This window comes from Planococcus koreensis (genome assembly GCF_004761975.1).
GTDB lineage: Bacteria > Bacillota > Bacilli > Bacillales_A > Planococcaceae > Planococcus > Planococcus koreensis.
In genome coordinates this window covers 1-26,134 of sequence record NZ_RQII01000039.1, presented here as the reverse complement: position 1 = coordinate 26,134, position 26,134 = coordinate 1, and the positions used below count along the sequence as shown (strand labels likewise).

Annotated in this window: 23 protein-coding genes and 1 pseudogene; 5 read left to right on the top strand and 19 right to left on the bottom strand. The window is 46.2% G+C overall.

Annotation, left to right across the window (positions count from 1 at the left end; genetic code table 11):
* Positions 1 to 171 precede the first annotated feature (171 nt).
* Both EGV91_RS09185 and EGV91_RS09180 read left to right on the top strand, forming a co-directional pair.
* Positions 172 to 1,107: an acetamidase/formamidase family protein gene (locus EGV91_RS09185; protein ID WP_135502881.1), complete on the top strand. Its 936-nt coding sequence runs from the start codon at positions 172 to 174 to the stop codon at positions 1,105 to 1,107.
* Positions 1,108 to 1,187: 80 nt separating this feature from the next.
* Complete coding sequence (locus tag EGV91_RS09180; protein ID WP_135502935.1) at positions 1,188 to 1,946, top strand: arylamine N-acetyltransferase family protein; 759 nt, start codon at positions 1,188 to 1,190, stop codon at positions 1,944 to 1,946.
* An 81-nt stretch (positions 1,947 to 2,027) separates the two neighbouring features.
* Here the strand turns inward: EGV91_RS09180 and EGV91_RS09175 are convergent, their stop codons facing one another.
* From EGV91_RS09175 to EGV91_RS09165, 3 genes are all read right to left on the bottom strand, one after another.
* Positions 2,028 to 4,058 carry a Na+/H+ antiporter gene (locus tag EGV91_RS09175; RefSeq protein ID WP_135502879.1) on the bottom strand — a complete coding sequence of 677 codons (2,031 nt, stop codon included), beginning with the start codon at positions 4,056 to 4,058 and terminating at the stop codon, positions 2,028 to 2,030.
* 316 nt (positions 4,059 to 4,374) lie between these two features.
* Complete coding sequence (locus EGV91_RS09170) at positions 4,375 to 4,719, bottom strand: hypothetical protein (protein ID WP_135502877.1); 345 nt, start codon at positions 4,717 to 4,719, stop codon at positions 4,375 to 4,377.
* A 523-nt stretch (positions 4,720 to 5,242) separates the two neighbouring features.
* Entirely contained in the window at positions 5,243 to 6,523 is a 1,281-nt protein-coding gene (locus tag EGV91_RS09165) for a mechanosensitive ion channel (RefSeq protein WP_135502875.1), read from the bottom strand.
* A 226-nt stretch (positions 6,524 to 6,749) separates the two neighbouring features.
* On the opposite strand from EGV91_RS09165, the gene EGV91_RS09160 reads away from it, so the two are divergent.
* The 3 genes from EGV91_RS09160 to EGV91_RS09155 all read left to right on the top strand — a co-directional run bounded on the left by EGV91_RS09160 (position 6,750) and on the right by EGV91_RS09155 (position 8,405).
* Positions 6,750 to 7,163 carry a DUF2892 domain-containing protein gene (locus EGV91_RS09160; protein WP_135502873.1) on the top strand — a complete coding sequence of 138 codons (414 nt, stop codon included), beginning with the start codon at positions 6,750 to 6,752 and terminating at the stop codon, positions 7,161 to 7,163.
* Positions 7,164 to 7,357: 194 nt separating this feature from the next.
* Positions 7,358 to 7,525 carry a hypothetical protein gene (locus tag EGV91_RS17220; protein WP_175580290.1) on the top strand — a complete coding sequence of 56 codons (168 nt, stop codon included), beginning with the start codon at positions 7,358 to 7,360 and terminating at the stop codon, positions 7,523 to 7,525.
* Between the two features lie 79 nt (positions 7,526 to 7,604).
* Entirely contained in the window at positions 7,605 to 8,405 is an 801-nt protein-coding gene (locus EGV91_RS09155; RefSeq protein WP_206662866.1) for a ZIP family metal transporter, read from the top strand.
* Positions 8,406 to 8,629: 224 nt separating this feature from the next.
* Here EGV91_RS09155 and EGV91_RS09150 read toward each other — a convergent pair whose 3' ends face one another.
* The 16 genes and pseudogenes from EGV91_RS09150 to EGV91_RS17260 all read right to left on the bottom strand — a co-directional run.
* Positions 8,630 to 9,235 (bottom strand): TetR/AcrR family transcriptional regulator, encoded by a 606-nt coding sequence (locus EGV91_RS09150; RefSeq protein ID WP_135502871.1) that lies wholly within the window; start codon positions 9,233 to 9,235, stop codon positions 8,630 to 8,632.
* Between the two features lie 273 nt (positions 9,236 to 9,508).
* The gene (locus EGV91_RS09145) at positions 9,509 to 10,924 is read right to left on the bottom strand and encodes a sensor histidine kinase (RefSeq protein WP_221300983.1); all 1,416 of its coding nucleotides are present in this window, start codon (positions 10,922 to 10,924) and stop codon (positions 9,509 to 9,511) included.
* The gene (locus EGV91_RS09140; protein WP_135502867.1) at positions 10,911 to 11,588 is read right to left on the bottom strand and encodes a response regulator transcription factor; all 678 of its coding nucleotides are present in this window, start codon (positions 11,586 to 11,588) and stop codon (positions 10,911 to 10,913) included. The genes EGV91_RS09145 and EGV91_RS09140 overlap by 14 nt, the downstream gene beginning before the upstream one ends.
* A 258-nt stretch (positions 11,589 to 11,846) precedes the next feature.
* Positions 11,847 to 13,088: a serpin family protein gene (locus EGV91_RS09135; RefSeq protein ID WP_135502865.1), complete on the bottom strand. Its 1,242-nt coding sequence runs from the start codon at positions 13,086 to 13,088 to the stop codon at positions 11,847 to 11,849.
* Positions 13,089 to 13,194: 106 nt separating this feature from the next.
* Positions 13,195 to 13,845 (bottom strand): vWA domain-containing protein, encoded by a 651-nt coding sequence (locus EGV91_RS09130; protein ID WP_135502863.1) that lies wholly within the window; start codon positions 13,843 to 13,845, stop codon positions 13,195 to 13,197.
* Between the two features lie 110 nt (positions 13,846 to 13,955).
* Positions 13,956 to 14,579, bottom strand: a complete 624-nt coding sequence (locus EGV91_RS09125) for a flavodoxin family protein (protein WP_135502861.1) — start codon at positions 14,577 to 14,579, stop codon at positions 13,956 to 13,958.
* Between the two features lie 103 nt (positions 14,580 to 14,682).
* Positions 14,683 to 15,651 (bottom strand): macro domain-containing protein, encoded by a 969-nt coding sequence (locus EGV91_RS09120; RefSeq protein ID WP_135502859.1) that lies wholly within the window; start codon positions 15,649 to 15,651, stop codon positions 14,683 to 14,685.
* Positions 15,652 to 15,674: 23 nt separating this feature from the next.
* Complete coding sequence (locus EGV91_RS09115) at positions 15,675 to 16,520, bottom strand: nucleotidyltransferase domain-containing protein (protein WP_135502857.1); 846 nt, start codon at positions 16,518 to 16,520, stop codon at positions 15,675 to 15,677.
* Between the two features lie 135 nt (positions 16,521 to 16,655).
* Positions 16,656 to 17,732, bottom strand: coding sequence for a D-xylose ABC transporter substrate-binding protein (gene xylF / locus EGV91_RS09110; protein WP_135502855.1), 1,077 nt, complete (start codon positions 17,730 to 17,732; stop codon positions 16,656 to 16,658).
* 17 nt (positions 17,733 to 17,749) lie between these two features.
* Entirely contained in the window at positions 17,750 to 19,297 is a 1,548-nt protein-coding gene (locus tag EGV91_RS09105; protein WP_135502853.1) for a response regulator, read from the bottom strand.
* A complete protein-coding gene (locus tag EGV91_RS09100; protein ID WP_135502851.1) occupies positions 19,272 to 20,735 on the bottom strand; it encodes a sensor histidine kinase in 1,464 nt (487 codons plus the stop codon). Before EGV91_RS09100 ends, EGV91_RS09105 begins: the two co-directional genes overlap by 26 nt.
* Complete coding sequence (locus EGV91_RS09095; protein ID WP_135502849.1) at positions 20,735 to 21,712, bottom strand: substrate-binding domain-containing protein; 978 nt, start codon at positions 21,710 to 21,712, stop codon at positions 20,735 to 20,737. The genes EGV91_RS09100 and EGV91_RS09095 overlap by 1 nt, the downstream gene beginning before the upstream one ends.
* Before the next feature lie 122 nt (positions 21,713 to 21,834).
* Positions 21,835 to 23,010, bottom strand: coding sequence for a sugar ABC transporter permease (locus tag EGV91_RS09090; protein ID WP_135502847.1), 1,176 nt, complete (start codon positions 23,008 to 23,010; stop codon positions 21,835 to 21,837).
* Between the two features lie 12 nt (positions 23,011 to 23,022).
* Positions 23,023 to 24,542: pseudogene (locus tag EGV91_RS09085) on the bottom strand (ATP-binding cassette domain-containing protein).
* A gap of 84 nt (positions 24,543 to 24,626) precedes the next feature.
* Positions 24,627 to 25,760, bottom strand: a complete 1,134-nt coding sequence (locus EGV91_RS09080; protein ID WP_135502845.1) for a sugar ABC transporter substrate-binding protein — start codon at positions 25,758 to 25,760, stop codon at positions 24,627 to 24,629.
* 158 nt (positions 25,761 to 25,918) lie between these two features.
* On the bottom strand, positions 25,919 to 26,134 hold a 216-nt coding region (locus tag EGV91_RS17260), incomplete at its 5' end, for a hypothetical protein (RefSeq protein WP_206662865.1).

Sequence of the window (26,134 nt, the reverse complement as noted above, 5' to 3'; positions counted from 1 at the left end):
CGGTTAGTTTTTTATACCCCCAAGTTTCGGTCTTTAAGCGGAAAAATAAAAAACAGCACAAGCAAAAACTTAATTTCTTCTTTTTATGGGTATACAATAAACCGTATAGCATGCCAGTATTTAGTATATACTCCTCATCAATCAAATCAGAAAGCCGAAAGGAGCTTTTATGTGATCCATATCATTCCGTTGGAAAACAAGAATTTGCATTCTTCATTCAGCAAACATTACAGCCCGATTTTAACCGTCCAATCTGGCGACACGATACAAGTTTCGACACCGGATATCAAATGGGGGTATTCGCCCTCCCCTGATCAGCCAAAACAATTGCTGTCTTCCCGTGAACAAGAAGACCAGCCCTTGCATCCGATGATCGGTCCGATCAAAATCGAGGGTGCCAAACCGGGAATGGTGCTCGAGATCCGGACAAATGACTTGCAGCCAGGCTGGTATGGCACAAATTGGGCCGGCAAGCTCCCCAGCTGGCAAAACGAAAAACTTCAATTGCTGGATTCTGAGAGAGTGCAGCTGGACTGGAAACTGAACGCCCGGCAAATGACTGGCAGCTGCGTCATCGGCGAGAAAGAATTCCGTGTCGGTCTCTCGCCTTTTCTCGGGCTGATGGGCAATGCGCCTTCAGAAGATGGCATATTCAGTACCAAACCGCCCCGTTCTGTCGGCGGCAATATCGATTGCAAAGAGCTGGTGCGCGGCAGCAGCCTGTTTCTGCCGATTGAAGTAGACGGCGCCATGTTTTCCTTAGGCGATGGACATGCACTGCAAGGCGATGGCGAAAGTTCGGGCACTGCCATTGAATGCCCAATGGATTTCGTTGACGTGACGCTGATCCTCCACGAAGATTGGACGTTGGAGATGCCGCGTGCAAATACACCAGCGGGCTGGATTGCTTTCGGCTTTGATGAAGATTTGAACGAAGCGGCAGCCACCGCTTTAAATGGCATTGTGGAATTGATGCAGGAATTTTATGCAATCTCTAAAACCGAAGCGACCGCTTTGGCCAGTGTCGCAGTAGATCTGCGTATCACCCAAGTCGTCAATGGCGTAAAAGGCGTACATGCTATTCTGCCCCATGGCGTTATCCGCTGACGTATCCATAAAGTTCTATCCCTTAAAATAACTGAAGGCAACTTTATCAAAAGCTGCCGCTGAAAGGAAAGATTCATGTGATGGATTCCACTGCATACTTGAAAAGATTTCATGCATTCCCAGTAGAAGAACTTTATTTGCAGGATTTGGCCAAGCTCCAGTCGCTGCATATGCAGCACGTGCCTTTCGAGAACTTGGACGTGATCCGCAAAAAACCGATTTACCTGAACCTGGAGACGATTTTCGATAAAATCGTCAACCATAAGCGAGGCGGCTACTGTTATGAATTGAACGGCTTGTTCCATTGGCTGCTACAAGATTTGGGATTTGATGCCAAACTCATTTCGGCTACTGTTTTGAAACCCGATGGCACCGCCGCTAAAAAAGACACCCATGCCGCCATTCTGGTTGAATTGGACACGCCATATTTGATTGACGTGGGATTCGGCGATTCAACGGTCAGCCCGATTCCTCTTGGCGGGGAACGGCACGCCGACCATAGCGGAACTTACCGAATCGAGGAATTGGAAGATGGGTTTTATCAATTGATTCGCCAAGAAAACGGCGATGAGGGCGATGAGCGCATCTTATACCGATTCAATACCGATGAAAAGAAACTTGCCGACTTCCATGAAGGCTGCGTCTTTAATCAGGTCTCGAGCGAATCGACATTTACCCACGACGACCTTGCGACTCGTGCGACGGAAGATGGACGCATCACCCTTTCAGGAGATGTCCTAATCCGCACTGAAGACGGCGGCAAAAAGAAGCGCAGCCTGTCTCCGGAAGAAAAGGTCAAAGTCCTAAAAGAGGAGTTCGGCCTTGAACTCGAGGTATAAGCCTTAAATCACCGCTGCTGCACAATAAAACTAGGCAAAAAAAGAGCTGCCGGCATTCGCCGGCAGCTCTTTTTTGGTTCCTTAATCTCCATATTCGTATAACGTGATGCTTTCCAAATGATTGACATAGCGCCTTAGCTCCTTGGCTTGGTCCCGTGTGATGTCTCCGCGTTCATACATTTTGTAAATCTCAGAACGCCCTTTGTCCATTACGACAATGCGCAGCTCTTCTTTTAATAACTCAAAATGTTCATTGTACTGCGAATCCGGGCGTTTAAGGCCGCCGATCATTTGCTTGTAATCGGTGATGACCGCTTGCATCATGTCCTTGTAATCATTTTCAGCGGCCAGCTCTTCCAACTTTTTCAACCCTTTTTGAAGTGCATGCAATTGGATTTCTTTCGCTTCCTGGCTTTTCACCAAGCGCGTTTCCTCGTCTTTGACATATTGGCCGCCAAAACGTTTAGCCGCACGAGCCAATTTCCCTTCGATAAAGACGATGATTGACCGGAAGCCTTTTGAAATGGCTTGTTCCCTGCGGATCAAGGATTTATCGAAAGCATTGTAGACGCCTTCTTCCATTCCTCCCTCTTTGTAAAGGGTGTCAATATAACGGCGTTCTTCTTCCAATGCCGAAAATCGGATTTCCCTCATACGGTCCCTCAATCTTTTCGTGCCTTTTTCAAGGGAGCTTTCGTCAAAGTCCAATTGGTTGAGGCGCATCGTATATTCGTCGATCAACTCATAAGCGGCAACTTCGTTCTCGACATTCAATTCCGCCTTCAGCTTTTTGAGCGAGGCCAGCAAAATTCGGCGGCGCGCTTCTTCAATATCAAGTTTCGCCCCTTTTTGTTCATCTGTCTTACCGATGCTGAATAATGGCAGCAGAACCGTCGCTGCAATCAATGTGAATAAAATCGTGCCGGCTGCCAAGAAAATGATCAACGAACGGTTCGGGAAGTCATCGCCGTTTTCCAGTAAATACGGAATAGACAATACGCCGACCATCGTCACCGTGCCGCGGACGCCGGTCAAACTGACCATGATGGCCGTCTTCACTGTGGGTTTGTCCACTTCTTCTAGTTTGCCGCGTTTGTATTCGTAATAAGCATAAAGATAAGCCCAAATTAACCGAATCCCTAAAATAGCCAATGCAATGGCTGCGACATAGGACAGCAAAAGCAATTCACTGATATTTTCATTCTCAAGCACGCCGCTCATTGATGACGGGATGCTCAACCCGAGCAGAAGGAACACAAAACCGTTCAAGATGAACAGCAGAATCGTCCAGATGTTTTCGGTCAGCACTTGCTCTTCAGCAACGAACGTTTCCGTCCGCTCACGGACAAGCGCGTGGATGATGCCGGCTACGACAACTGCGATAACGCCGGACGCATGAAGCACATCTTCTGTTATATAAAAAATCAAAAATGGTGTAAGAATGGACAGCAGCGACTGGAATGTCACATCGCTGATTCCCTGCTTGCGAAGCAAATAGCGAATGCCTGTCACCAAAAGGCCGAGGAGAACACCGAGGAAAAGGCCGGCTAAGAATTTATACGAAAAATCGATTGCGGCTTCCTGTATGGAAAAATAGCCGGTAACGACCGCTGCAACTGCATAATTGAACGCCACGAGGCCTGATGCATCGTTGATCAGCGATTCCCCTCTAACCAGGTTCAACACTTTTTGCGGCAAGTGGATCCGTTTCGCAATGCCATTCACGGCAACAGGATCCGTCGGCGAAAGAATCGCCGCTAAAGCGAATGCGGCAGGAAGCGGAATTTCGCTGATGAGCCAATGGATGAAATACCCCCCGGCGACTGTAGTGATCAGCACCAAGAATATTGCATTGCCTAATATCGGCCCGCGCATGCGCCATAATTCATCACGCGGAAAGTTCCTGCCATCACTGTACAGCAGCGGCGCAATGAACAAGAGCAAAAACCATTCTGTTTCAATTTCCAAGGAAATGTCATCGAATAGAATGACAACTGCCACGCCAAGTGCAATTTGGATTAAAGCGGTCGGGATGAATGGCGTGTAATGGCTGATGATGTTGGATACCAACAAACAAAACAGCAGCAATAATATAATCAACAATAAATCCATAAACATTCTCCAATCTATGCAAGTTGAACTGCAAGTGCATGTGCACAAACTCAGTAAAAACGCTTGGAACACGCATTGCACTGCAATAACTAACTGTCCGTGTATTCACTGACACGAAGCTGTGTTTCAGTGAATTTTTCTGCTATTCAGCCTAGGGCCGATTCATGTAATCTATTGTATACCCTTAAAATCAGCACTTATGACGTTGGCATGCATCAATTTCAAAAAAAAACACAAAAAAAAAACGCCCCATTATTAAGAAGCGGATAAAATAACAGCCTTATTCTTTTCACTCTGTTTAATGGATTTTTAACGTCTAGAATTTGGAGATATGGATCGGTGAAACAAAATAAAGTTCTTTCGGGCATGTTTTCGCTGTATTGACCAGTTCCAAAAAGACATTTTCTGGCACCACGAAATTCTGGATCCGGTTTGGCAATTTAAGCATTTTTTCCGTTGCATGTGATGCTTTTACTTCATCGATGTCAACCCAGACCGATTCCCGCTCACTCATTTTCTTTCCACCACTCACAAATGTGTGTTCCCGGCATAACCTGGCAAATAACGTTACGAAAGTTTCTCCTTCTTCTTCATGGACACTTTTGGACCTTACAAAATAATAAGCAACTGACTGCTGAGGCAAAAGTTGTTTTTGTGGCATACAAGCACACCCCTTTTCACGTTTCTGCATAATTTGTAGAAATAAATTGGGAAAACGGACTTTTAACTTATGTATGGTCGGCATAAGCTTATTTATAATAAGATTTGTCCGGTTTGACTGAAATACCAATCTTCCGTTTAAAATCCGTGAGCTAAAAGGCTCACCAATTAAAATAGGCTTAAAGTTGTCTTTGCGAAGTAAATAAGGAACTTTTAAACTAATGATTATCTAAATCTTCCAACATATATAATATACTATATCCATTAGTCTACTGCAACAACTGAAAATACTGAATTAATAATAAAAAATATTTTTTAAATTAAATCTAAAGCTTTTTTAATACATAACCGTATTCATTCTATAATTTAGTGTGACTATTATCACACGTTAGATACTTCTGGATATACAATTGTTTAACCAGCTTTTTAGCCACCAGCTAAAAATTTTAAAATCAACGAAAAAACCGGGCTGTGTTTAACCACTGCCCGGCTTTATTGCTCATTACTCTTTTTTTAAGAATTCCTTAGAAACTTCTGTAGTCGTCGTTTGTCGGCGGATTCGGTTTCTTTTCTTCCGCTTCCGCTTTTGCTTCAAATTTCTCCAATTGGCGTTTTGCCATATCGCGGCCGCCGATGCCGAATGCGATCGCAAATGCGACTGCAAGTCCAGCTACGATGAAGAGGAATGCCAAATTGACGATATTCGTTGCAAAGTTCAATTGATCCAAAGTCATGAAGACAGCCATGATGATGATGGCATATTTCACGATGCCGCCCGTCATCCGGTTGCCGGATGATTTAGTGATGTAATTGCCCAATAGGTTTGCACCGACAATACCGATGCCCAGAATGATCAATGCGCTCAATACAAGCGGCAGGTAACTGATGATCGCAGAGCCGATATTATTCAATACATCCAATTGCAAGACGTTCAAAGCTTCGACTGTGAAGAAAATGATGATCAAAACTTGAACTGTTTTACCGATGATTTTCGCTAAATCAAAGGTCGGCACGTTCGGATTGCTGCTGGTGTTCAAGTAATTCGACACATTGTCGATTCCCGTGCCTTTCAACAAGCTAGTGAGAAGGTCTCCGATAAATTTCGCAATCATGACACCTACGATGATCAAAATGATCGCCACGAAGATATTCGGAATCATGTTCAGCACTTGGTTCAGCATAGAAGTGATCGGCTGTGAAATCGATTCGATTTCAAGCGTCTCAAGCGCTATTGTGACAATCGGAATGAGAATGATGATAAAAGCGACATTCCCCAAAACATTGGCAAGTGTATTCTTATCGCTCGCCGACATTTTTTTCGGAGTGTCCGTCTTATTTGTCAGCTTATTGAACCAACGGTCGATGTTCACCGTTGCAAGGAGCGTAACAACAAGATTCTTTACAAATTTTGCGATGAAGAAACCTAGAATCAAAATGATCGTAGCCATCAAGAGATTAGGCAGGAAGGCCAGCAATTTGTCCATCATATTGGAAATCGGTCTTGCAACTGCTCCCATGTTCAATTGTTCAAAGACGCTTGGCAGGAAGAGGATAAACACTAAATAATAGAAAATTTTACCGATGGAATCCAGCTTTGAATCTGCATCCTCCACTGTTTTCGCCATGTGGCCTTTAACCATTGCCCGGTCCGCGCCGACTTTCTTCAATCCTTTTTGGAAAATCATGCGTACGATGGTTGCAACTACCCATGCGACCAATAACAAAAGGATTGCGCCCAGGATGTTCGGCAGGAAATTGACAACGTTGTACCACATGTCCCGAAATGCAACTGTAATGTCATTCATTTTCATTTCTCCTTTCAGTTTGTATTTTCAGCAAAGTAAAATAATTGCTACTATTATATTCCCCTTTTTTCGAAAATAAACCCAATTCCGCTAACTATTCAGATATTTTCCCTACTTATGGCCTGATGCTTTTTACGCTTCTTCTATTTCCCACTCCGATGTTTAGGATTTATGCCATGCGGAATAATAAGAAAGCATAATCTTATAGGAAAGCAGGGATTTTATTATGGAAGAAACCACCTTGGAATTGCCGACTGGCCAATCGAAAACCCAAGCCAATACACCCGATTCCATCAATCAGGAAATCGAGCGCCAAATCGAAGCGAATGTGGGGTATTTCAAGCGCCAAAGCAACGAGGCCATTAAAGAACGGATCGACAGCCTGGATCGTGAATGGGATGCGGGGCGTGCAGTATCTGGCATGAATGCAGCGCTAGCGATTGCAGGAACTGGGCTGGCATTGGCTGGCAATAAAAAATGGCATTACCTGACAGCAGCTGCTGGCGCATTTATGCTGCAGCAGGCATTACTGAGCTGGAGTCCGCCTCTGGCAGTAGCCAGAAGAATGCGGATCCGGACTCGAAATGAGATCAAGCTCGAAAAACAAGCATTGGAAAATTTACTGAACCAACCTTCTTAACCCGATCGTTAAAGGCCCGCTGACCAACGTGCGGGCCTTTTTATTTTTTTCATTTCAGGTTTAAAGGAAGATGAAAGAAGGAATAAACCTATCAAACATTATAATTGCTGTTTTCTAAGTGAATTTTATATAATGGAATTATAACGGTGAAGGGGATGAGCAAAGTGAGCATGGAGACAATTAGAGGATCAAGCATGGTCATAAAAATGACGCGCACTTTAATGGAAGAAGGTTGGGCCTTCATATCCAATGAATCAAATGTTGTGGTCAGAGCAGAGCATCAAGCTACAGGCGAAGCCATCTCCTTCAATTCCGCCGGCAACCTAAAACGCTGGCTATACGAAAAAGCTTTAAGTTATTAACCCATAGAAACCGCTAATTCTTCAGTGAATTAGCGGTTTTTTAGATTTCACAAATCCAGATAAGAGGATGTGATGATTTTTGGTTGAGTGGTTGATCGCCTTGCCTCCGGTCATGCAGGCGTTTCTTGCATCGCTTTTCACTTGGGGCGTTACAGCAATCGGTGCTGCTACTGTATTCTTCGTTAAACACATCCATCTGAAAATCATGGATGCTATGCTGGGGTTTGCAGGAGGAGTCATGATTGCTGCGAGCTTTTGGTCTCTGCTGTCTCCTGCGATAGCTATGGCGGAACAAGCGCACGCACGACCTGCATGGCTAATTAGTGCCGCTGGTTTTCTAGCAGGCGGCTTGTTCATTTTCCTTTTGAATCGGTACATCCCGCACCAGCACCCATCCGACAAAAATATTACGCCAAGCGCAAATCGAAGCCGGCTTTTGGTGCTGGCAATTACTTTGCACAATATCCCGGAAGGCCTCGCTGTTGGCGTTGCCTTCGGTGCTGTGGCAGCTGGCTATCAAGAAGCATCAATTGCGGGGGCCGTCGCTTTGGCAATCGGCATTGGGCTGCAGAACTTCCCTGAAGGAATTGCGGTGGCAATGCCGATCCGCCTTGAGGGAAAGTCCCGCTTGAAAAGCTTTTTCTACGGTCAGGCATCGGCGCTTGTCGAGCCGGTTGCGGCAGTAATCGGCGCTTTAGCGGTCAGCATGATGCAGCCGCTGCTGCCGTATGCATTAAGTTTCGCTGCCGGTGCAATGATTTTCGTCGTCGCAGAAGAAGTGATTCCAGGTTCACGGGAAAACGGCAATCATGGACTTGCTGCAAACAGCCTGCTCATCGGCTTTGCGGTTATGATGATGCTTGACGTCGCATTAAGCTGAATAACACTGAATCCAATTAATTTTAGTGTTATATATAAATATTATGTAATCTAAATTTAGTATGCATTTTTTTGTATAAATCATAGATTATCTATACAAATGAGTAGTTCTAGCAATTGTATTCCCCAAACATACCTGCTTCCCTTTTCGATTAGCTGGATACAAGCAAAAAAATCTGCAGCCTATACCCTGGCTGTAGATTTTTTGTTAAACTGGTACAGTGGTCATTTCGGCTCGCTGAAACTTTCGGTGCAAATTGAATTCAAATGATAGCGTATGAGCCTTTTAATTTTTGCCTCTTCGGCTTCTGCAGGATTCGCTAGGCTTATCATAGCCAGCCCATCCAACAATGCTGACAAACGCTCAGTTTCAAGCTCCAGATCCGCATTCTTCACTAATAGATTTAATAGGGCTAAATACGAGATGACATTTTTCGCTGCCGAATAGGCGGCGTCCGGAACCTTTCCGCTGGTTTCAGCCTCTTGTGCGGCCGCCATCTTCAAGCTCAACCTGACTGACGTTTCAAGCATGGGTTCTTCCTCTGACGGCAGCAGGCAAAGCAGCACACGAAGAATTTTCTCTTTCGGCTGCACGTCGTCCTGGAATATAGTGTCGATCTTTTCTGCCAATCTGGCATGGACCAGTTGATTGGCATAGGCCAATAATTCGTTTTGCGCCGAAAAATAATAACGCATTGCTCCGAGTGATAATCCGGCCTCCTTCGCAATATTTCTGGCTGACGCTTTTTGCATACCTTGTTGCATGATAACTCTCCACGCGGCTTCGGCAATTGCTTGCTTTTGTTTGGGGTGATCGATTAGTTTCGGCATATCTCTATTCTATCAGAATAATAGTAATTTTCAAATAATTCAGTACAGTTGTATTAAATTATTTATTGCTCTCTTTTTTTATTAGTACGGTCGTACTGCTATATGCGCACCCATTCTCGCCTCTTGTGGATAACCCCGCCTGCCTGTGGGTTTCTTTCCACAGCTCACGAGATGCCGCTATGGGCGGCTTTTCGTGAGCTGCGGCAAAATAAAAACACCCTTGAATCCAAGCCATTAGATGGATGGATTCAAGGGTGTTTTTATTTTGCAAAATCATTCCATTTCCTTTTCTGTGAAATAGACATTCCGTTTTTGCAGTTCTTCCGGCAATGCGCCGAACGGGATATGGACCTTGAAGACAGTCCCCTCCCCTTCCGTACTGTCAACGCCAATTGTTCCGCCCTGCATGTCGACAATCGATTTTGCAATGGATAAGCCGAGGCCATAGCCGCCTTCTTTGCGTGAGCGTGCCTTATCAGCGCGGTAAAAACGCTCGAAAATTTTATCCCGGTCTCCCGGCGCCATTCCGATGCCGTTGTCTTTCACAGTCAATGACAGCTCCCCTTGCCTTTTCTTATGTTCCACTGAAAGTGCGATTTGCACCTTGCCACCGCTTGGTGTGTATTTAATGGCATTTTCCCCTAGGATATACAGCAATTGTGTTAAGCGATCGCTGTCTCCCTGGACAAAGATCTCATCGTTCGCATCAAGCTCCAGCTGAATCCCTTTCCTTGCGCTCAATTCGCTCAGCGAAGCCATCACTTGCGCTGCTGCCGGCCTGAAGTTGAACCATTCCTTTTTCACTTCAAGAACAGCCTGGTCGGAATCGGACCGGGCCAAAGCCAGCAATTCCGTAATCAGTTTCGACATCCGTTTGACTTCGTGTTTTAAGGTCGTTTGAATTTTTTTCGAGAAGGGGCTATTGCCGCTCTCCATTTCCAATGCTTCTACTGCAGACAGGATCACGCTGAGCGGTGTCCGCAATTCATGTGATGCATTTGACACAAACTCCCGCTGCACATTATAAGCTTGCTCGACAGGAATCATAGCCCGCTTTGCCATCCAGCGACTCAATAATACACCAATTAACGCAAAAAGCAGCGCAACGCCGCTGAAGACGATAATTAGCCATTGCATGACTGATTTGTAAAAGCTATTGTCGATTCCCATGTACATCATAGCGATGCGGTTCCCGTCATGGTAAACCGGCCGCGCCAGCACCAGCACTTCCCGTTCAAAATCCTGGAAGTCGGCAAAAAGCGGATCGTCTTTCGGGATATCGATCGGAAAACGTTTTATTTCGATGTCTTCTGTGACCCAATCATCGATCAAGTCCAGATAAAGAAAGCGCAGCTCTTCGTAATCATCCTGGTTGATCATCAAATCGCCTGAGTTGTCAGTGATGTAATAAAACACGTGATTTTCCGCAAGCACTCTGCGCTCCTGCTCCCGCCAGGCTCCTCCGCTGCCATAAAGCGCACGTTCAGCCATCGATACTTCCCTATCGGATAACAAGGTGAGCGTCTTCTCCTGATCTTGCTTCAATTCGACATAAAAAACCGACAGGGTAAAAAGCACAAAAACGAAGAGAAACGCGATGATGGCCAGACTGTAAAACAGCGTCAGCCGATTGCGCGTCCGTGAAAAGACATCTTTGCTTTTGGTTTTGTTGGCATCAGGTTTTTTCAATTTTATAGCCTACTCCCCTGATTGTTTCGATCAGGCTTTCGCCTTCATCGGCATCAACTTTTTTCCTCAGTAGTTTCATCGTGGCGTCGATCGTCTTCATCGACACGTCTGTATCGAACCCCCAAATGCGGTCAAATATCAATTCACGGGTTAAAACCTTGCCCCGATTTTGTACAAGCATATCCAGCAGCTCGAACTCACGGGGCGTCAGACTGATTTGTTCTTCATTGCGGCACACGCTATGGGAAGTCCGGTTGATTTTAAGTCCATTAAATTCCACTATTTCTTCCTGCAAAGGTGAAAACGTGCGCCTGGCCAATGCACGCAACCGGGCCCATAATTCCTCGATTTCAAAAGGCTTTACCAGGTAATCATCTGCTCCTGCATCAAGGCCTTCCACCCGGTCGCTGAGGGAGTCTTTCGCCGTCAGCATCAGTACAGCGCCGCTATAGCCATTCTTCCGCAGCTTTTTGCAAATTTCAACGCCATCACCATTCGGCATCATCCAATCCAATACAATAACATCGTAAAAAGAAGCACGCGCGTAATCGTAGGCATCTTCGCCTTCCATCACCCAATCTACCGACTTTGCCCCTTTTTTCTTCAGTAAATGCACGGTCAATTCCCCCAACATCTCATCATCTTCCGCCAACAGCACCTTCATCCCAAACACCCCTTCCGCCCGTCAATCTTCCTTCTCTCTATATTAGAACATATTCAAATGAAAAATAGATGAAATTTTCAGAAACCCATCATTTAAGAAAATTTACCATGGATAACAAGGAAATGGTAGCATTTAGGTCGATTTAATTTTACCTCCCTCTAAAATGCATTTGTTTAACTGCAGCCAGTCAATTAAAACCATTAACTTCAAAAAACCGCTAAGCCATAACTTAGCGGTGAAAGAGTTATCCAGCTTATTTCATTTTGCCGCTAGCGGGTCGCGGATCGCCCCCATGAAGAGGATTGCCCCTGTCTGTTCATCGCTGATGGCGATGTAAAACGGCCGATCCACCACCATCGACACTGCCTCTGGCCCCGCCGATTCTGTAACGATATCAATTTGAGTTGCTGCAGCTGCCTCCGTTCCTTTTTCATCCACTTCTATGAAAGTTTTTTGTTTCACTAAGCTGATCCAAAGCGGGTCATCTTCTTCGATTATTTTTGAAAAGTTCGCTCCTTTTTGAAAGGCTGTCGCCATTCCCAGCTTTTTCAGCACATCATTCAGCTCAACTTCATAGGAGAGCTGGAACTTCGGCATTTGGATCGACACGGGCTGTTCATTGAATCCAGATTTCCAGCTTTCCCACTTTTCACTGCTCAGAGACTCTGTAAATTCCGCAAGCGTTGTCCCTTCCGCCGGCAGGAATACATTCATAGTCACGTCTCCTTCACCGTAAGGCAAAGCAACTGCCTGGAATTCATCGGTTTCCAAATAGTCCAGCCTCGTTTCCATCTTCATGAATTGCTTTTCCATGGCTTTGCCGTCTTCATTGTAAAAAAGAGCCGCTGCAGTTTGTTTTTCATCAAATTCAAATTGCCAGTCGGCGTTGAAGTAAATGGCGTTCAGCAGCATGACCACAAGATCGGGGTTAAGCGGATCGGCTACCATGTCTTTTATCTTGCCTGCTGTCGCATCGTCCACCCAGCCATTGATTTTATCCGCTGTCCCTGCTGCAGTGACATCAATCACTTCGAGTTCGGCGTTAAAATAATCTTGGTTGTTGGCGGCAAACCCTTCTTGCAATTGAAATTCGCCATTCAGCCACATCGAGTTCGCGACATTCAACGTGATTGCTTCTGACTCTTTATCGAGCATTGCGAGGAGCGAAGCATTCGCCCGGTTCATGCCTTCCGCATCCAGTTCAGTGTACAGCACGTCGGCAATTTCTTCTTTCGTTTTGCCGTCCGCTCCGTTATAGGCCATCGCCAATGCCATGTAGAGGCTTGTAGGGGAAATGAATGCATTGCCGCTGTTGTCAGGTTTGATTTCAGGCAGCACCGCCATACCCAAAGCATTGCCGGACAAGGTGATGTTTTGGTATTCGTCTTTTCCGAATTCCACATCGTCAGCTACGTTGGTGCCTGTAGAATTTCCGGGTTGGCCACATCCGCTCACAAATATGATCAACACCCCAATTGCTCCAAACAGCAGTTTTTTCATCTTGTATCCCCCCTTATACTTGAGTAGACTCGCTAGATGCTTTAAAAGTTTCAGCAAACCAAAAGCCGCTTCAGCATATGTGGCTGAAGCGGCTTAAAACAGGAGCTTATTGGCGTTTCCGTTTAATGAAATCGGCTTCGATGTCTTTTTTCCATTGGCCGTCGAGTTTTTCGTTGTGGCGGAACGAAGTTACCGCTTCGCTCAACACATTAAAATTCAATTCGGTGCCTTCCGCATCTGCATGGTAATCAGCTGCGAATTCTTTGCCAATGCCGAATTTCTCTGCGGCCGCAGCGGCGTCGATATTGGCGCCCAGGAAAATGAACTCCCACATGAATTCTTCTTTTTGGCGGGCGATCAAAGCCTTGATCTTCTCATGTGTATATTCACAGCTGGCATTTTCCATGCCGTCCGTTGTGATGACAAAAATCACTTTTGCGGCGCGTTCTTGCTCAGTGGTGCTTTTTTGGACATTGCGTATTTTTTGGATAGTCGCGCCGACTGCGTCCAGCAGCGCTGTCGTACCGCTGACTTCGTATTCTTTTTCCGTGATCGGCCGAACGCCGTTCAGTGGTATGCGGTCGTGCAGCAGCTCATAGCCATGATTGAACAGCACCGTAGTGACCCGTGCATCGCCAGACTCTTTTTTCTGCTTGGCGATCAGCGCGTTGAAGCCGCCGACCGTGTCGCTTTCAAGTCCGGCCATCGAGCCGCTTTTGTCCAAGATGAATACCAATTCCGTCATTTCGTTGTTCATGTTTTTTCCTCCTCAAGTTGTTTTGTCTACAACTTCAGGATACGATTTCCGGAGAAGCGAGAGGTCGCTTTACAAGCGACAAATAATTAAACGTGTGCATGTAGATGTATTTATTCCAGTGTATTGCCTTGTGCAGGAATGGGATTGTTTTTCAGCATGCCGGCTAAATGGTAGGTATTATACGCCAGGCGTTCGATAGCGGATTTCGTGAATTCATTGTCCCGCCCGGCTTCGATATACGATGCACCCGGACCTGCTTCGCCTACCCAGTAAGCATCAACATTCGGCGGAATGACGAATCCGATATGGGACAAGCCATATAAGATCGAAGCCGCTGCGTGCTTGGCCCCGTCTTCGTTTCCGGTAATGACCGTTCCGCCGACTTTGTTATAAAAAATCGATTGGCCTTTATCATTGGTTGAGCTGCTGCTGCCATAGAGGCGCTCGATCGCCAATGTGGCAATCGAACTTTTTTCGCCGAGCCATAACGGGGTGCCGATGATGACAATATCCGCCGCCTTGACTTTTTCGAAGATTTCCGGCCATTGGTCATCGCCGCCTAAATCTTCTTCGATGCCATAGCCGATGGTCCAATCGGCGAGCCGGATAATTTCCGATTCAACGCCTAACTGATTGAAATGGGTTTGCACATCGTGGATAAATCCTTCCGTATTCGAAGTTTCGTCCGAACTTTTTAATGAGCAATTCAAAAAAACCGCTTTTAATGTCTGCATCTTGCATCATCCTTTCCATATCGAGCTTTTCTCTTTATCCAAGTTCCCTGTCCGGAATCCATTAAACAAAGAGAGGCTGCTGTTTCATGGAAAGGCATTCGGATCACGCGCCCAAAAGCGCTTGATTGAAAGAAAATAAGGCTTCATTGATTTCGTATATATCGTACTTTTCATGGACGATGAAATACTCGATGATGACATCGAATTTATTGCTGCGCGACAAGGCATAGCCCGCGCTTTCCAATAATTCCTCGGTTTCATCCAGATCAAGTTCCAGCGCAATGGCAAAAGCGATGATTGTTTTTTTCATCGGCGTGTAGGAAGGTGAATTTCTTATTTTAGAAAACAGCTTGCGGTCGACGTTGGCTTTTTTATACGTTTCAACATCTTCCATGCCTTTTTCATCAATAAAACGCAGCAAACGCACTGAAAACGGCTCATCGATGTGCGCCAGAAAGTCCTCAAGAGAAGCCGGAAGCTTTGCCTCAGCCTCGTGAAGAATAACTTCTTGCTCCAGACGCGGATAGCGGACAGCCATTTCCTCGACGTAATGTTCATCAATATAGGAATTGATGGAATCGGCCAGGGATTCGCTGATGACAAAGGATTTTTGGTCGAAGACGACCAGGTAGACCAGCATCTCGTGGTCCTGCAGGAATCTGCGGATTTCTGAAATGGCAATTTCCAAAGCTTGATCTTTTGGGTAGCCGTAAATCCCGGATGAGATAAGCGGAAAAGCGATCGATTCGCAGCCCAACTCCTGTGCCAAATTGAGGGACGTTGAATAGGCGGACCGCAAAAGCCGTTCTTCTCCTTGTCCGCCGCCTTGCCATACAGGGCCTACTGCATGAATGACATAGCGCGCCTGCAGGTTGAATGCCGGCGTCGCCACCGCGTTCCCTGTCGGACAATCGCCGAACTCTTTGCACGCTGCCTGCATTTCACTGGCGCCGGCCCCTTGGAATATAGCTCCACACACGCCGCCTCCCATCTGAAGGTTTGAATTTGCTGCGTTGACGATGGCATCGACGTGCATTTTTGTTAAATCGTTCCTGATTATTTCCAAAGGCATTGCGTCCACTCCCTGATCTTCGATTAATAGGCCATGCGCAGAATACGGTCCATAAGCTCCCGGTTTTCTTCAATACCGACTTTTTGGCTCAATACGCCATTCAGGCGGAGAATTTCGGGCACCGTCTGTTCGAGGACTGCCATGATGTCCTCGGTATTGCGGCCTGATTGCCATTGGCTCAGAAGCGCCAATTCCCGTTCGTTCAAATCGCTTCTGCCGCCTTCGACTTTTGACCAGCTGCTGAAAGCGCCGTCAAAATGCTGTTCCATTTCCATGAACCAGCCCGAGACAATGTACCTGAGCAGCCGGTCCAAGTTTGCCGCTGCGTAATAGGATTCATTGCGCATGGCAGCCCGGTAGGTTTCGTGCGCAAAAGCGAGGACTTTGCCTTTCCACATTTCCACTTCTTCTATAGACACTTGATAAATTTTATGTGCTGATGCGGCCAATATCTCTTTCAAGATATCATCCGGATCATAGAGGATTTGGGCTTTATGGAGCCAATGCGACGGTTTGATTTCGTCCGGGGCATGATACCAGCTATCGATTTTCACAAAACAGCTATAATGGCTGACGATATACGGAGCTACCGGGTTAATGCCTTCGTGGAACAGCACCTCTCCCCATCGTTCCGATCTTGTTTTCTTATTCAGGATGAATTCCGCTTTACGGCCGGCTTTGACGATAATATGCAAATCGATGTCCGAATATTGGTCATGTGTTTTCTTTGCCAATGAGCCGCTCAGGTAAACCGCCAGGACATTTTTGTCGGCCGTCAAATCTTCCATGCATTTCTCCAAAAGCTGTTGGCGCTTTGCGGGCAAAAGGGCATCTCGTTCTTGGTGCCTGCTGAAAAATTCCGCTGCCATCTTTTCCCTCCTTCTTGGATGCAGCTGAAGCGCTGTGTCCATCCTGAAATGTTTTCACTAATGTTAACATTAACTCCCAATTAATATAAGCCTTTGCCGCAAAAAAGCCGCCGGAACAAGATCCGGCGGCTGATGCTATTCAATCTGGTAGATATCTTCCCGTGAATGGAAGCCATCTTCAATGATTGTTTTGCTAATATTCGACTCGACGACGGCAATCGGGTTCAGCAGAATCGACGGCACTTCGATTTTCCCATTATTGACCGTCCGGTTGACATCGATGCGCTCGCCTTTCGCTAATTTAATGGCGAGTTCGGCTGCACGCTCAGTCAAAATATCGATCGGTTTGTACACCGTCATTGTCTGCGTCCCTACAGCGACGCGCTGGACGCCTGCCAGCTCGGCATCTTGCCCTGCGACCGGCACGACTCCCTTGAGCCCTTGGTCGCTTAATGCCTGGATAGCGCCGCCTGCAGTGGCATCATTCGCCGCAATAACCGCATCGACCCTATTATTATTCGACTGAAGCGCCTGCCCCATATTGATGTATGCATTGGCCGGCGTCCAATCTTCGGTCCATTGATCATAAGTGATTGTTATATCGCCTTTGTCGATGTATGGCTGCAAAACATTGAATGCCCCCTTCTTCAGCAAATGGGCATTATTGTCCGTCACCGCACCGCCGATGTAAACGTATTTGCCTTTGGGCGCTTGCTTCAGCATTTCCATCGCCTGCAATTCGCCCACCCTTTCGTTATCAAACGAGACGTATAAGTCGATATCTGCATTTTTGACAAGCCTGTCATAAGACAAGACCTTGATGCCAGCGCGATGGGCTTTAGCGACAATAGCGGCGGCTGCTTCAGCATTATGCGGAACGATGACCAAAACGTCGATGCCTTTGTTGATCATCTCTTCCGCTTGGGCAATTTGCAGCGAATCGTCGCCATTCGCCGCTTGAATTTCAATTTCCGCACCCAGACTTTCGACTGCCTGCCTGAACAAATTACGGTCTTTCAGCCAGCGCTCTTCTTTCAGCGTATCCATTGAAAAGCCGATTTTCACGGGTTCACCACTGTTTTCCTCATCCTGCTCAGGCGTTTGTTTATGCGTTTCTTCGGGGATAGGCTGTTTACTGCAGCCCACGGCCATCAGTAAAGAAATGACGAATACATATAAAACCAGGAACTTGGTTGATGTCAGTTTTTTCATCTTCAGCGGCCCCTTGCTCATTCCCTGGAACCAACAATCGATTTCCGGTAATCGGTCGGTGATATTCCACACATTTTCTTGAACACCTTGCTGAAGTAATTCGGGTCATGGTAGCCGACTTCAAACGTGATTTCCTTCAAGCTAAGCTCCGGATCGGCAAGCAATTTTTTCGTTTTTTCAATCCTGCATTGGGTCAAAAAATCAATATAATTGATGCCAAGTTTTTCTTTGAACATTTTGCTGATGTAAATCGGGCTCAAATCCACTTGCTTCGCTAAGGCTTCAAGCGAAATGTCTTCGTGCGAATGGTCCATGATAAATTGCCTGATCTGGTGAATTTTATCCGCCTCAAGGCGATTTCCATGCATCAAGTATGCATTTTTCAGCAGCGCCATTAATTGGGCGGCTTCTTTTTTCAGCATGCGGTAATCTTTCGGCTGGACGGTGAAATAAGGTACGTCCGATTCAATTCCGATTTCTTCCATGATGCGCGAAGTGACCCATAATAATTCCTGCATCCTCTGCTGCGCTATTAAAACTTCTGTGCCCAGCCCTTCATACCGTTCTACTAATGAAGTCGAAACCTGTTCGACACGTTCCCATTCGCCCAAGCGAATCCAGTCAAAGAATTTCCGTTCTTCTTGTTTCAATGAATGTGCACCGCTGCCATGTGCCAATTTGGGGACGTCGGCATAAAATCGGTAGCTATTCCGGTATGCGGCATCCATTGTCGCGATCAATGACTCCTGGTAGGACTGCCTGATTTCTTCCAATGAATGGCAGACATTCCCAAAACCTATAAACCATCCTTTGTCCCCTTTTTCCCGGGCAATTTCGAGCACTTGATTGGCAAGCGCTACCGCCTGGGAACGGAAAGACACGCCTTCATCACGAAAAACGATGATGGGCAATTGCCTGCCGTACATGGCTCCCATCCAAAACCCGCCAGCACTTCTCAGCTTTTCTTTGATCGCCGAATAATTCAGTTCTGTGCTTTCCGGAACAATGACGACCATTACGAATTTTTCATCAGAAGGCTGAATTTCCAGCATTTCCATGAGCATATCAATATGCACTTCATGCACATGATCAAATAATAATTGAGTCACTACATCCGTTTCGACTAACGCCAACGCTTTTTGAATGGATTGCTGGTCATGCAGCATCGGATGCCCCCATTGTTCCCGCTGCTTCAGCCGCTCCAATATTTTCCCGAGGGCGTCTGCAATATCACTGGCCTTGCTTGGTTTCAGCAAATAATCCTTGACCCCTAATTTAATGGCTTGGCGGGCATATTCAAACGTTTCAAATGCAGTGACCATAACAAATTGGATATCATCCTCATGTTTTTCCTTGATTTTTGAAATTGCTTCCAACCCTGTCATGCCGGGCATCAGGATATCCATAAAGACGATATCGGGTTTCCAGTCATCTACAATGTCAATGGCGATTTTGCCGTTTTTTGCTTGCTTGATTTCAATGTCCGGAAAAGCTTTTTGCAAGATCGCCTGCATGGCCTGGCGTTCAATTGGTTCGTCATCAACGATCAGCAGCTTCGCCTGCATCTGCAATCCCCCTTGTTTTCGGTAGTTTCAACATGATTTTTGTACCTCTGCCTTCTTCGCTGTCGATTGAAACGATTGACTCTCGGCTGTAGAACAATGCCAGCCGCTTCATGACATTGGAGAACCCGATGCCAGTTGAATGGCCATTTTCGGGAATGATGGTTCCTTCAAGCAATTGCTTCCGCTTGTCGAAACTCATGCCGCCGCCGCTGTCTTCAATTTCAATCCGGACTTCTTCTTCCTGGTCAATGATGCGAAACCAGATATGGCCTCCATCTTCCTGCGGTTCAATCGCATGGATCACCGCGTTTTCGATGAGCGGCTGTAATGTCAGCCCTGGTATTTCAATCGTCAGGCAGGAGTCGTCCACCTCTGTGTGGAAATGAAGCCGATCTGGAAAACGGGCTTTCTGAATTTCCATGTATTGCTTTAAAACGACGACTTCTTCGTAAAGCGTGACGGGACGGTCCATGCGCTTCAAATTGTAGCGGAACAGCCCAGCCACGTTCACCAATAAATCGCTTGTTTCTTCGGACCCTTCCAAATACGCTTTTTTGGATAAGGTGTTTAAAGTATTAAAAAGAAAATGCGGATTAATCTGGCTTTGCAGGATACGCAGCTGGCTTTCCTGCAGCAATAACTTATTTTCCTGCAGCTCGATTTCCAATTGAGCTTTCATCTGAGTTTCAGCAAAAAGGTTATTGACGCTGACTCGCATATTATCAAAAGTCCTTGCCAGAAACGAAATTTCATCATTGGAATCGACTTTGATCGGCAAATCAAACCTGCCTTTCGATAATTCGTTTGCGGCTTTGCGCAATTGATGGACTGGCCGCGTGATGCTCAACGAGAACAAATACGCCAGCAATAACAGAAATGAAGTCATCATCAGAAAGAGCCAAATGCCCATTTGATTGAGGTCATCGGATTTGGCGATAATATCGCGGTAAAATGACTCGTACGATTTCAATTCCGAATCAATAATCGACAAGGTCATTTCAGAAATATACGTCGATATGCGGTTGGCTTCTGAAAACTCCGCCAGCGATGAATCTGCATCGCCGGCATTCTGATAACTCACAGAGCGTTCAACCGTCTCTACAAAACTGTCGATCAGGTTAATGTAATTGGTCAGGATAAAATCATTTTCTTCATTGCGCAGCTCGGACACGGCCGATTGCGCAGCCAACACATTTCTAGTGCTGCTGCTCAGACTGCTTTCGTTATTGAATGAAGGGTCAATCAGAAAATTATTCAAATCCGTAATCACTTGCTGGCTTGCATTCGTCACTTCATTCATTTCCAGGTAGCGCTGCAAAATTTCGTTGTATTGGTCTTGCGTTTTTTGGTTATAAAATGTCAGGGTCAACCAAATCGCAATCATAACAAACAGGACGATGGCGACAAGCATCCAGATTTTTTGCTGTATTGTCTTCATCAGGAACCATCCACTCTTTTCACCAATTCAATATCTGTGATATAGCCTTCTGTATCCAGAGGCTCCGATTCACTGGCTATCCAGTCTATCATCAGTTCAACACTTTTTTTGCCCATTTCCTCTGGCGATTGCCTAATCAATGCATCCACTTCGCCTTGTTCCAACAGCGCTAAAGCATCGGGGCCGTCGTCAAAAGAATAGATGTGATAAGGTTCCACTTGCGTCCGGCGTGAAATCTCCTGCAGCATCGCAGCCAAGTGATTCGCATTGACTGCAACGATGCCTTTGGCGTCCGGGCTCTTGTTCAGAAAGTCCTGGGCAGCAGCCACGACTTGTTCTTTCGAACTGGAGGTTTGGCTGTTCGTTACGGTGACAGCCGGATAAGCTTTAAAAACATCCATCATTCCTGCGATGCGCTGCTGCTGGTAGTATTGGGAATCTTCATCGGACAAGATAATGATTTCGCCCTGGTGTTCCATATCTATCAATAATTCCTTCGCCAGGAGATTGCCTGCATCGAACTGGTCGGAACCGACGTATGTTTTGCGCAAGCTTTCCTGTTTTGGCACGTCGTTTGCAACGGTGATGATGGGAATGCCATAAAATGCCGCTTTGACTTTCGTCAATTCATTGAACGCTTCAGTGTCCAGCCCCTGTACAATGATGCCGTCCATCTTCGAATGAATCGCCAATTCCAATTTTTTCAGAAATTCATCTGAATTCGTGCCGTAGCTGCCCCAAACTTCAAGTTGGGCTCCTTCTTCAAGCGCCATATTTTTCGCTCCTGCAGCCACCTCGTCCCAAAATGAAGTTTCCAATTCTTGCGTAATGAGAACAAGGCGCGGGCTGCCATTGGTTGTCGAAACCGATTTCGGCAGCTCGGTGCTCGGCCGGAACACTTTTTCTGCGGAAGCGATCGTGAATACCAGAAAGATAGCACTTAATGACAGGAGGACAATGATCACTTTTTTCCTCATGCAAGCTGCCTCCTTTGCTGTAGACTGATATCATCTTACCATTTGAAGAAAAATTCACAATAGCAAGTTTAAACGGCGCCGGGCTCCCTTTTGCAAGGATGCCTGGCGCCGTTTTTAGGGATTTATCCTCTTTTTCTTCGGGTCATGACATCGAATATAACAGCTGCTGCCAAAACACCCCCGCGGATGATGTATTGATAGGAAATGCCGACACCCAGCAAGTTCATCCCGCTCGACAACGAAGCCATAACGATTGCCCCGATGATCGCGCCGGTCACTTTGCCGACGCCGCCTGCAGACGATACGCCGCCGACATAAGCAGCCGCGATCGCATCTAGCTCAAACAATGTGCCGGCTGTCGTCGTTGCCGATTGCAGGCGCGACGTGAACAGGATTCCTGAAAGGGCTGCAAGCATACCCATCGAACCAAACACGAAATAAGTGATTTTATTGACATTGATGCCGCTGAGATGTGCAGCTTCCGGGTTGCTCCCGACTGCGTAAATGTGGCGGCCAAGAACTGTTTTCGTCGTCAGGAAATGGTAGATGACGACGACGCCCAGCATGATGATCACTGTCCATGAAAATCCGTTATAGCCAGCTAAAAGCCACGTGATGTAAGCGATGATTGCGGAAATCAAAACGATCTTCGTGATGAATAAGCCGATGGACATGACTTCAAAGCCGTATTTCATCTTATCTCTGCGTGTGGAAAACTCGCTGTAGATATAGAAAAGGATGCCGACCACACCGACTAGCAGCGTCAATAAGTGCAAGCCGTTGATCTCCATCAGCGATGGGATGAACCCATTGCCGATTGCATTGAAACCGTCATCGTTGACGATAATCGTGCCGGTCCGTTCCGTGACTTGCAAAAGCGCACCGCGGAATATGAGCATCCCGGCCAAGGTTGCAACGAACGCCGGAATACCGACTTTCGCAATCAGCACGCCGTTTACGAGGCCGATCAACGCGCCGAAAACCAAAATGACCGGAATGGTGATGAACACCGAAACGCCCATCTGGGTCAGGAAGATGGCAGCTACCGCTCCAAGAAACCCGGCTAAAAACCCGACTGATAAATCAATGTGCCGGATGACGATGACCAATGTCATACCGACTGCCAATACGGCGATATAGCCCGCAGAATCCAGCAAATTGCTGATGTTCCTTGAGGACAAGAACAAACCGTCCGTCTGGATTGCAAAAACCAGCATGATGACAGCAAGCGCTATATACATTCCGTATTCGCGTATATTTTCTTTTAATAATGTTTTTGCTTCCGAAAAATAATTCATCCTTTTAACCTCCTATTGCGTAGCGAGTTCCATGATCGATTCTTGCGTTGCTTCTGATATATCCAATTCCCCTTTGATCGCGCCTTCGGCCATGACATAGACCCTGTCGCTCATGCCGAGCACTTCCCCGAGTTCCGAGGAAATCATGATGATGCTCAAGCCTTCATTGATCAATTCGTTCATGATCGTGTAAATCTCGAATTTTGCCCCGACATCAATGCCACGCGTCGGCTCGTCCAAAATCAAAATCTTCGGCCCGGTAAAAAGCCATTTGCCGAGCGATACTTTTGCTGATTGCCGCCACTGAGTTTGCCGACAATCTGTTCGAGCGAGTTCGCTTTGACATGGAGCTTGTTTTTGTAATCGGTTCCGACTTTGACTTCTTCGTTCAAATTCAAGATGCCCTTATGCGAAATCCCTTTTAAATGCGCAGCAGAGACATTGCTTTTAATGTCCTGGATGAGGAACAGGCCATCGCCTTTGCGGTCTTCCGTTACATAGGCGATATTCGCTTTGATGGCGTCGCTTGTGTGCTTGAATTTTTTCTTTTCGCCAAAAACCAATAATTCACCATCCAGTTTATAGCCTTTCGGGTTGCCGAAAATACTTTGCGCAAGCTCCGTGCGGCCAGATCCCATCAAACCGGCAATGCCGATGATTTCCCCTTTTTTCAGCTGCAGGTTGGCGTTTTTGACAACATTGCGGCCCAGCTCGATGTCATAAGCCGACCAATTTTTCAGTTCGAGTACAGTATCACCAATTTTTTTGTCCGGCCGTTTCGGATAAATGTCTTCGATGTCGCGCCCGACCATGTTTTTGATGATCAAGTTTTCCTTGATCTCGCCTTTTGCCGCATCCAGCGTGCAAATCGTCTTGCCGTCCCGCAAAATGGTCGCTTTGTCAGCGATGGAAATCACTTCTTTCAACTTATGCGATATCATGATGCAAGAGATGCCCTGGCTTTTCAGCTCTTTCAGCAATTCCAGCAGATTTTCGCTGTCGTCTTCGTTCAGCGCTGCTGTCGGCTCATCCAAGATCAGCAATTTGACGTCTTTGCTCAATGCTTTCGCTATTTCAATGAGCTGCTGCTTGCCGACGCCCAAATCTTTGATAAGCACTTCCGGCTTCACTTTCAGCTTTACTTTTTTCAGCAATTTTCCGGCTTCGGTGATTGTCTGATTCCAATCAATGAACGGCCCTTTTTTAATTTCATTGCCTGCGAAAATGTTTTCGTAAACGGAAAGATCCGGGAACAAGGCAAGCTCCTGATAAATGATGCCGATTCCAGCCGCTTCACTGTCGTTTACGGTATTGAACTTCTGGACCTGCCCTTCAAAGACAATATCGCCTTCGTATGTGCCGTAAGGATAAACGCCGCTTAATACCTTCATCAACGTCGATTTCCCTGCGCCATTTTCACCGATCAAGCAATGAATTTCGCCTCTCTTCACTTTGAAACTGACATCGGACAATGCCTTCACTCCGGTAAACTGCTTTGTAATATTATTCATTTCCAATATATAGTCGCTCATTCGATCGCCTCCCTGCTGAAAATGCTATGTAATCAAGAAATAGTGATAGAAAAATCTATCACTATTCCTTTTCATATTCCGTTTTTATTCGAGGCCTGTAAATTCGCTTGCATCGTAGTACTCTGAGTCGATCAATTCTTGCTTGACGTTCTCTTTGTCCACAACGATAACGTCAGTCTGTTTTGCTTTGACTTCCACTTGGCCGTTGTCGTAAGTACCAGTAGTTTCTGGCGTGTTGCCGTCAAGCACTTCAATTGCCATGCCCATCGCATCTTCTACCAATGTGCGAACATCTTTGAATACTGTCATCGATTGTTTTTCGTCAATGATGTATTGAATCGATGCTTTCTCAGCATCTTGGCCAGTCAACAGATAGTTCGTCACTGCGCTGTCTGAAGCGAATACATCGGCAATCGAGCGTGCTGTGCCATCGTTCGGCGCCAAAATTGCGACGTCGCCTTTTTGTGCATCAGATGCTGCAGTTAAATGCGTTTGTGCTTTGTTTTTGGCTTCGTTCGGATCCCAGTTTGTCGTAACCTGGCCGATGATTTTACCTAGGTCTTCACGCGACAAGTCTGCAGAGTCTTTCAATGCTTCCGCTTCGCTTGAGTTGGCAATGACCAATGTACCGTCAGCGATTTTCGGCTGAAGCACTTTCCATGCGCCTTCGAAGAATAGGAATGCGTTGTTGTCAGATGCTGCACCGGCATACAAGTAAAGCGGTACGCCAGATCCTTCGATGTTGTCGAGCAAGTATTGCGCTTGTGCTGCACCAACAGCCAAGCTGTCGAATGTAACGTAATAATCCACTGCATCCGTATCTGTGATCAAACGGTCATAAGCGATGACTGTGACATCATCTTTCTTCGCTGCTTCTACAGCCGCTGCTGCCGCTGCTCCGTCATGCGGTGTAATGATCAATACTTTGATGCCTTTGTTCAGCAATGCTTCAACATTTTCTTTTTCTTTTGCTGAAGATCCTTGGCTGAAAAGGATTTCTGTCGAGTAGTCGGAATCCGCTAAAGCATCTTTAAAGCGCTGCTCATCCTGAACCCAGCGCGGCTCATCTTTTGTCGGCAGGATGATTCCTACATCCACGCCGCTTCCTGAGCCAGAACCTGATCCTGAATCTGAATCTCCTGAGTTGCAGCCAGCTGCAATCAAGGCAAAAATCATGACCATCAATAATAGCGTAAACCCTTTAAAACGTTTGCCCATTTCTTAACCCCTTTTCTTTAGGTATATTTCATTACTCCTTAAGTATAAATTCAGAAATTTCTAATGAAAGCGCTATCACTAGCATTCTTTTAATATAGTCTGGAATTTTTTAGCTTCGGTATGTTTTTTGTACTTAATATTTGTTGAACTAAAGAATATTAAGTATCGATATTCCGCAAAACTGCCTCGCTTGCCGCGGGCAAGAGTTGACCGAAGCCTGCGAGGGCAATTCTTTGCGACGAAGTGCGTAGCACTGCAGGAGCAGTAAGGTTTTCTACGCAGTTTTGCTCCATATCGAGAGAAATCTTTGCGACAAGATTGCGCATGAGCAACGCTCTTTCGTGTCTCGAAGACAGCGCAGCGATGCAACTCTT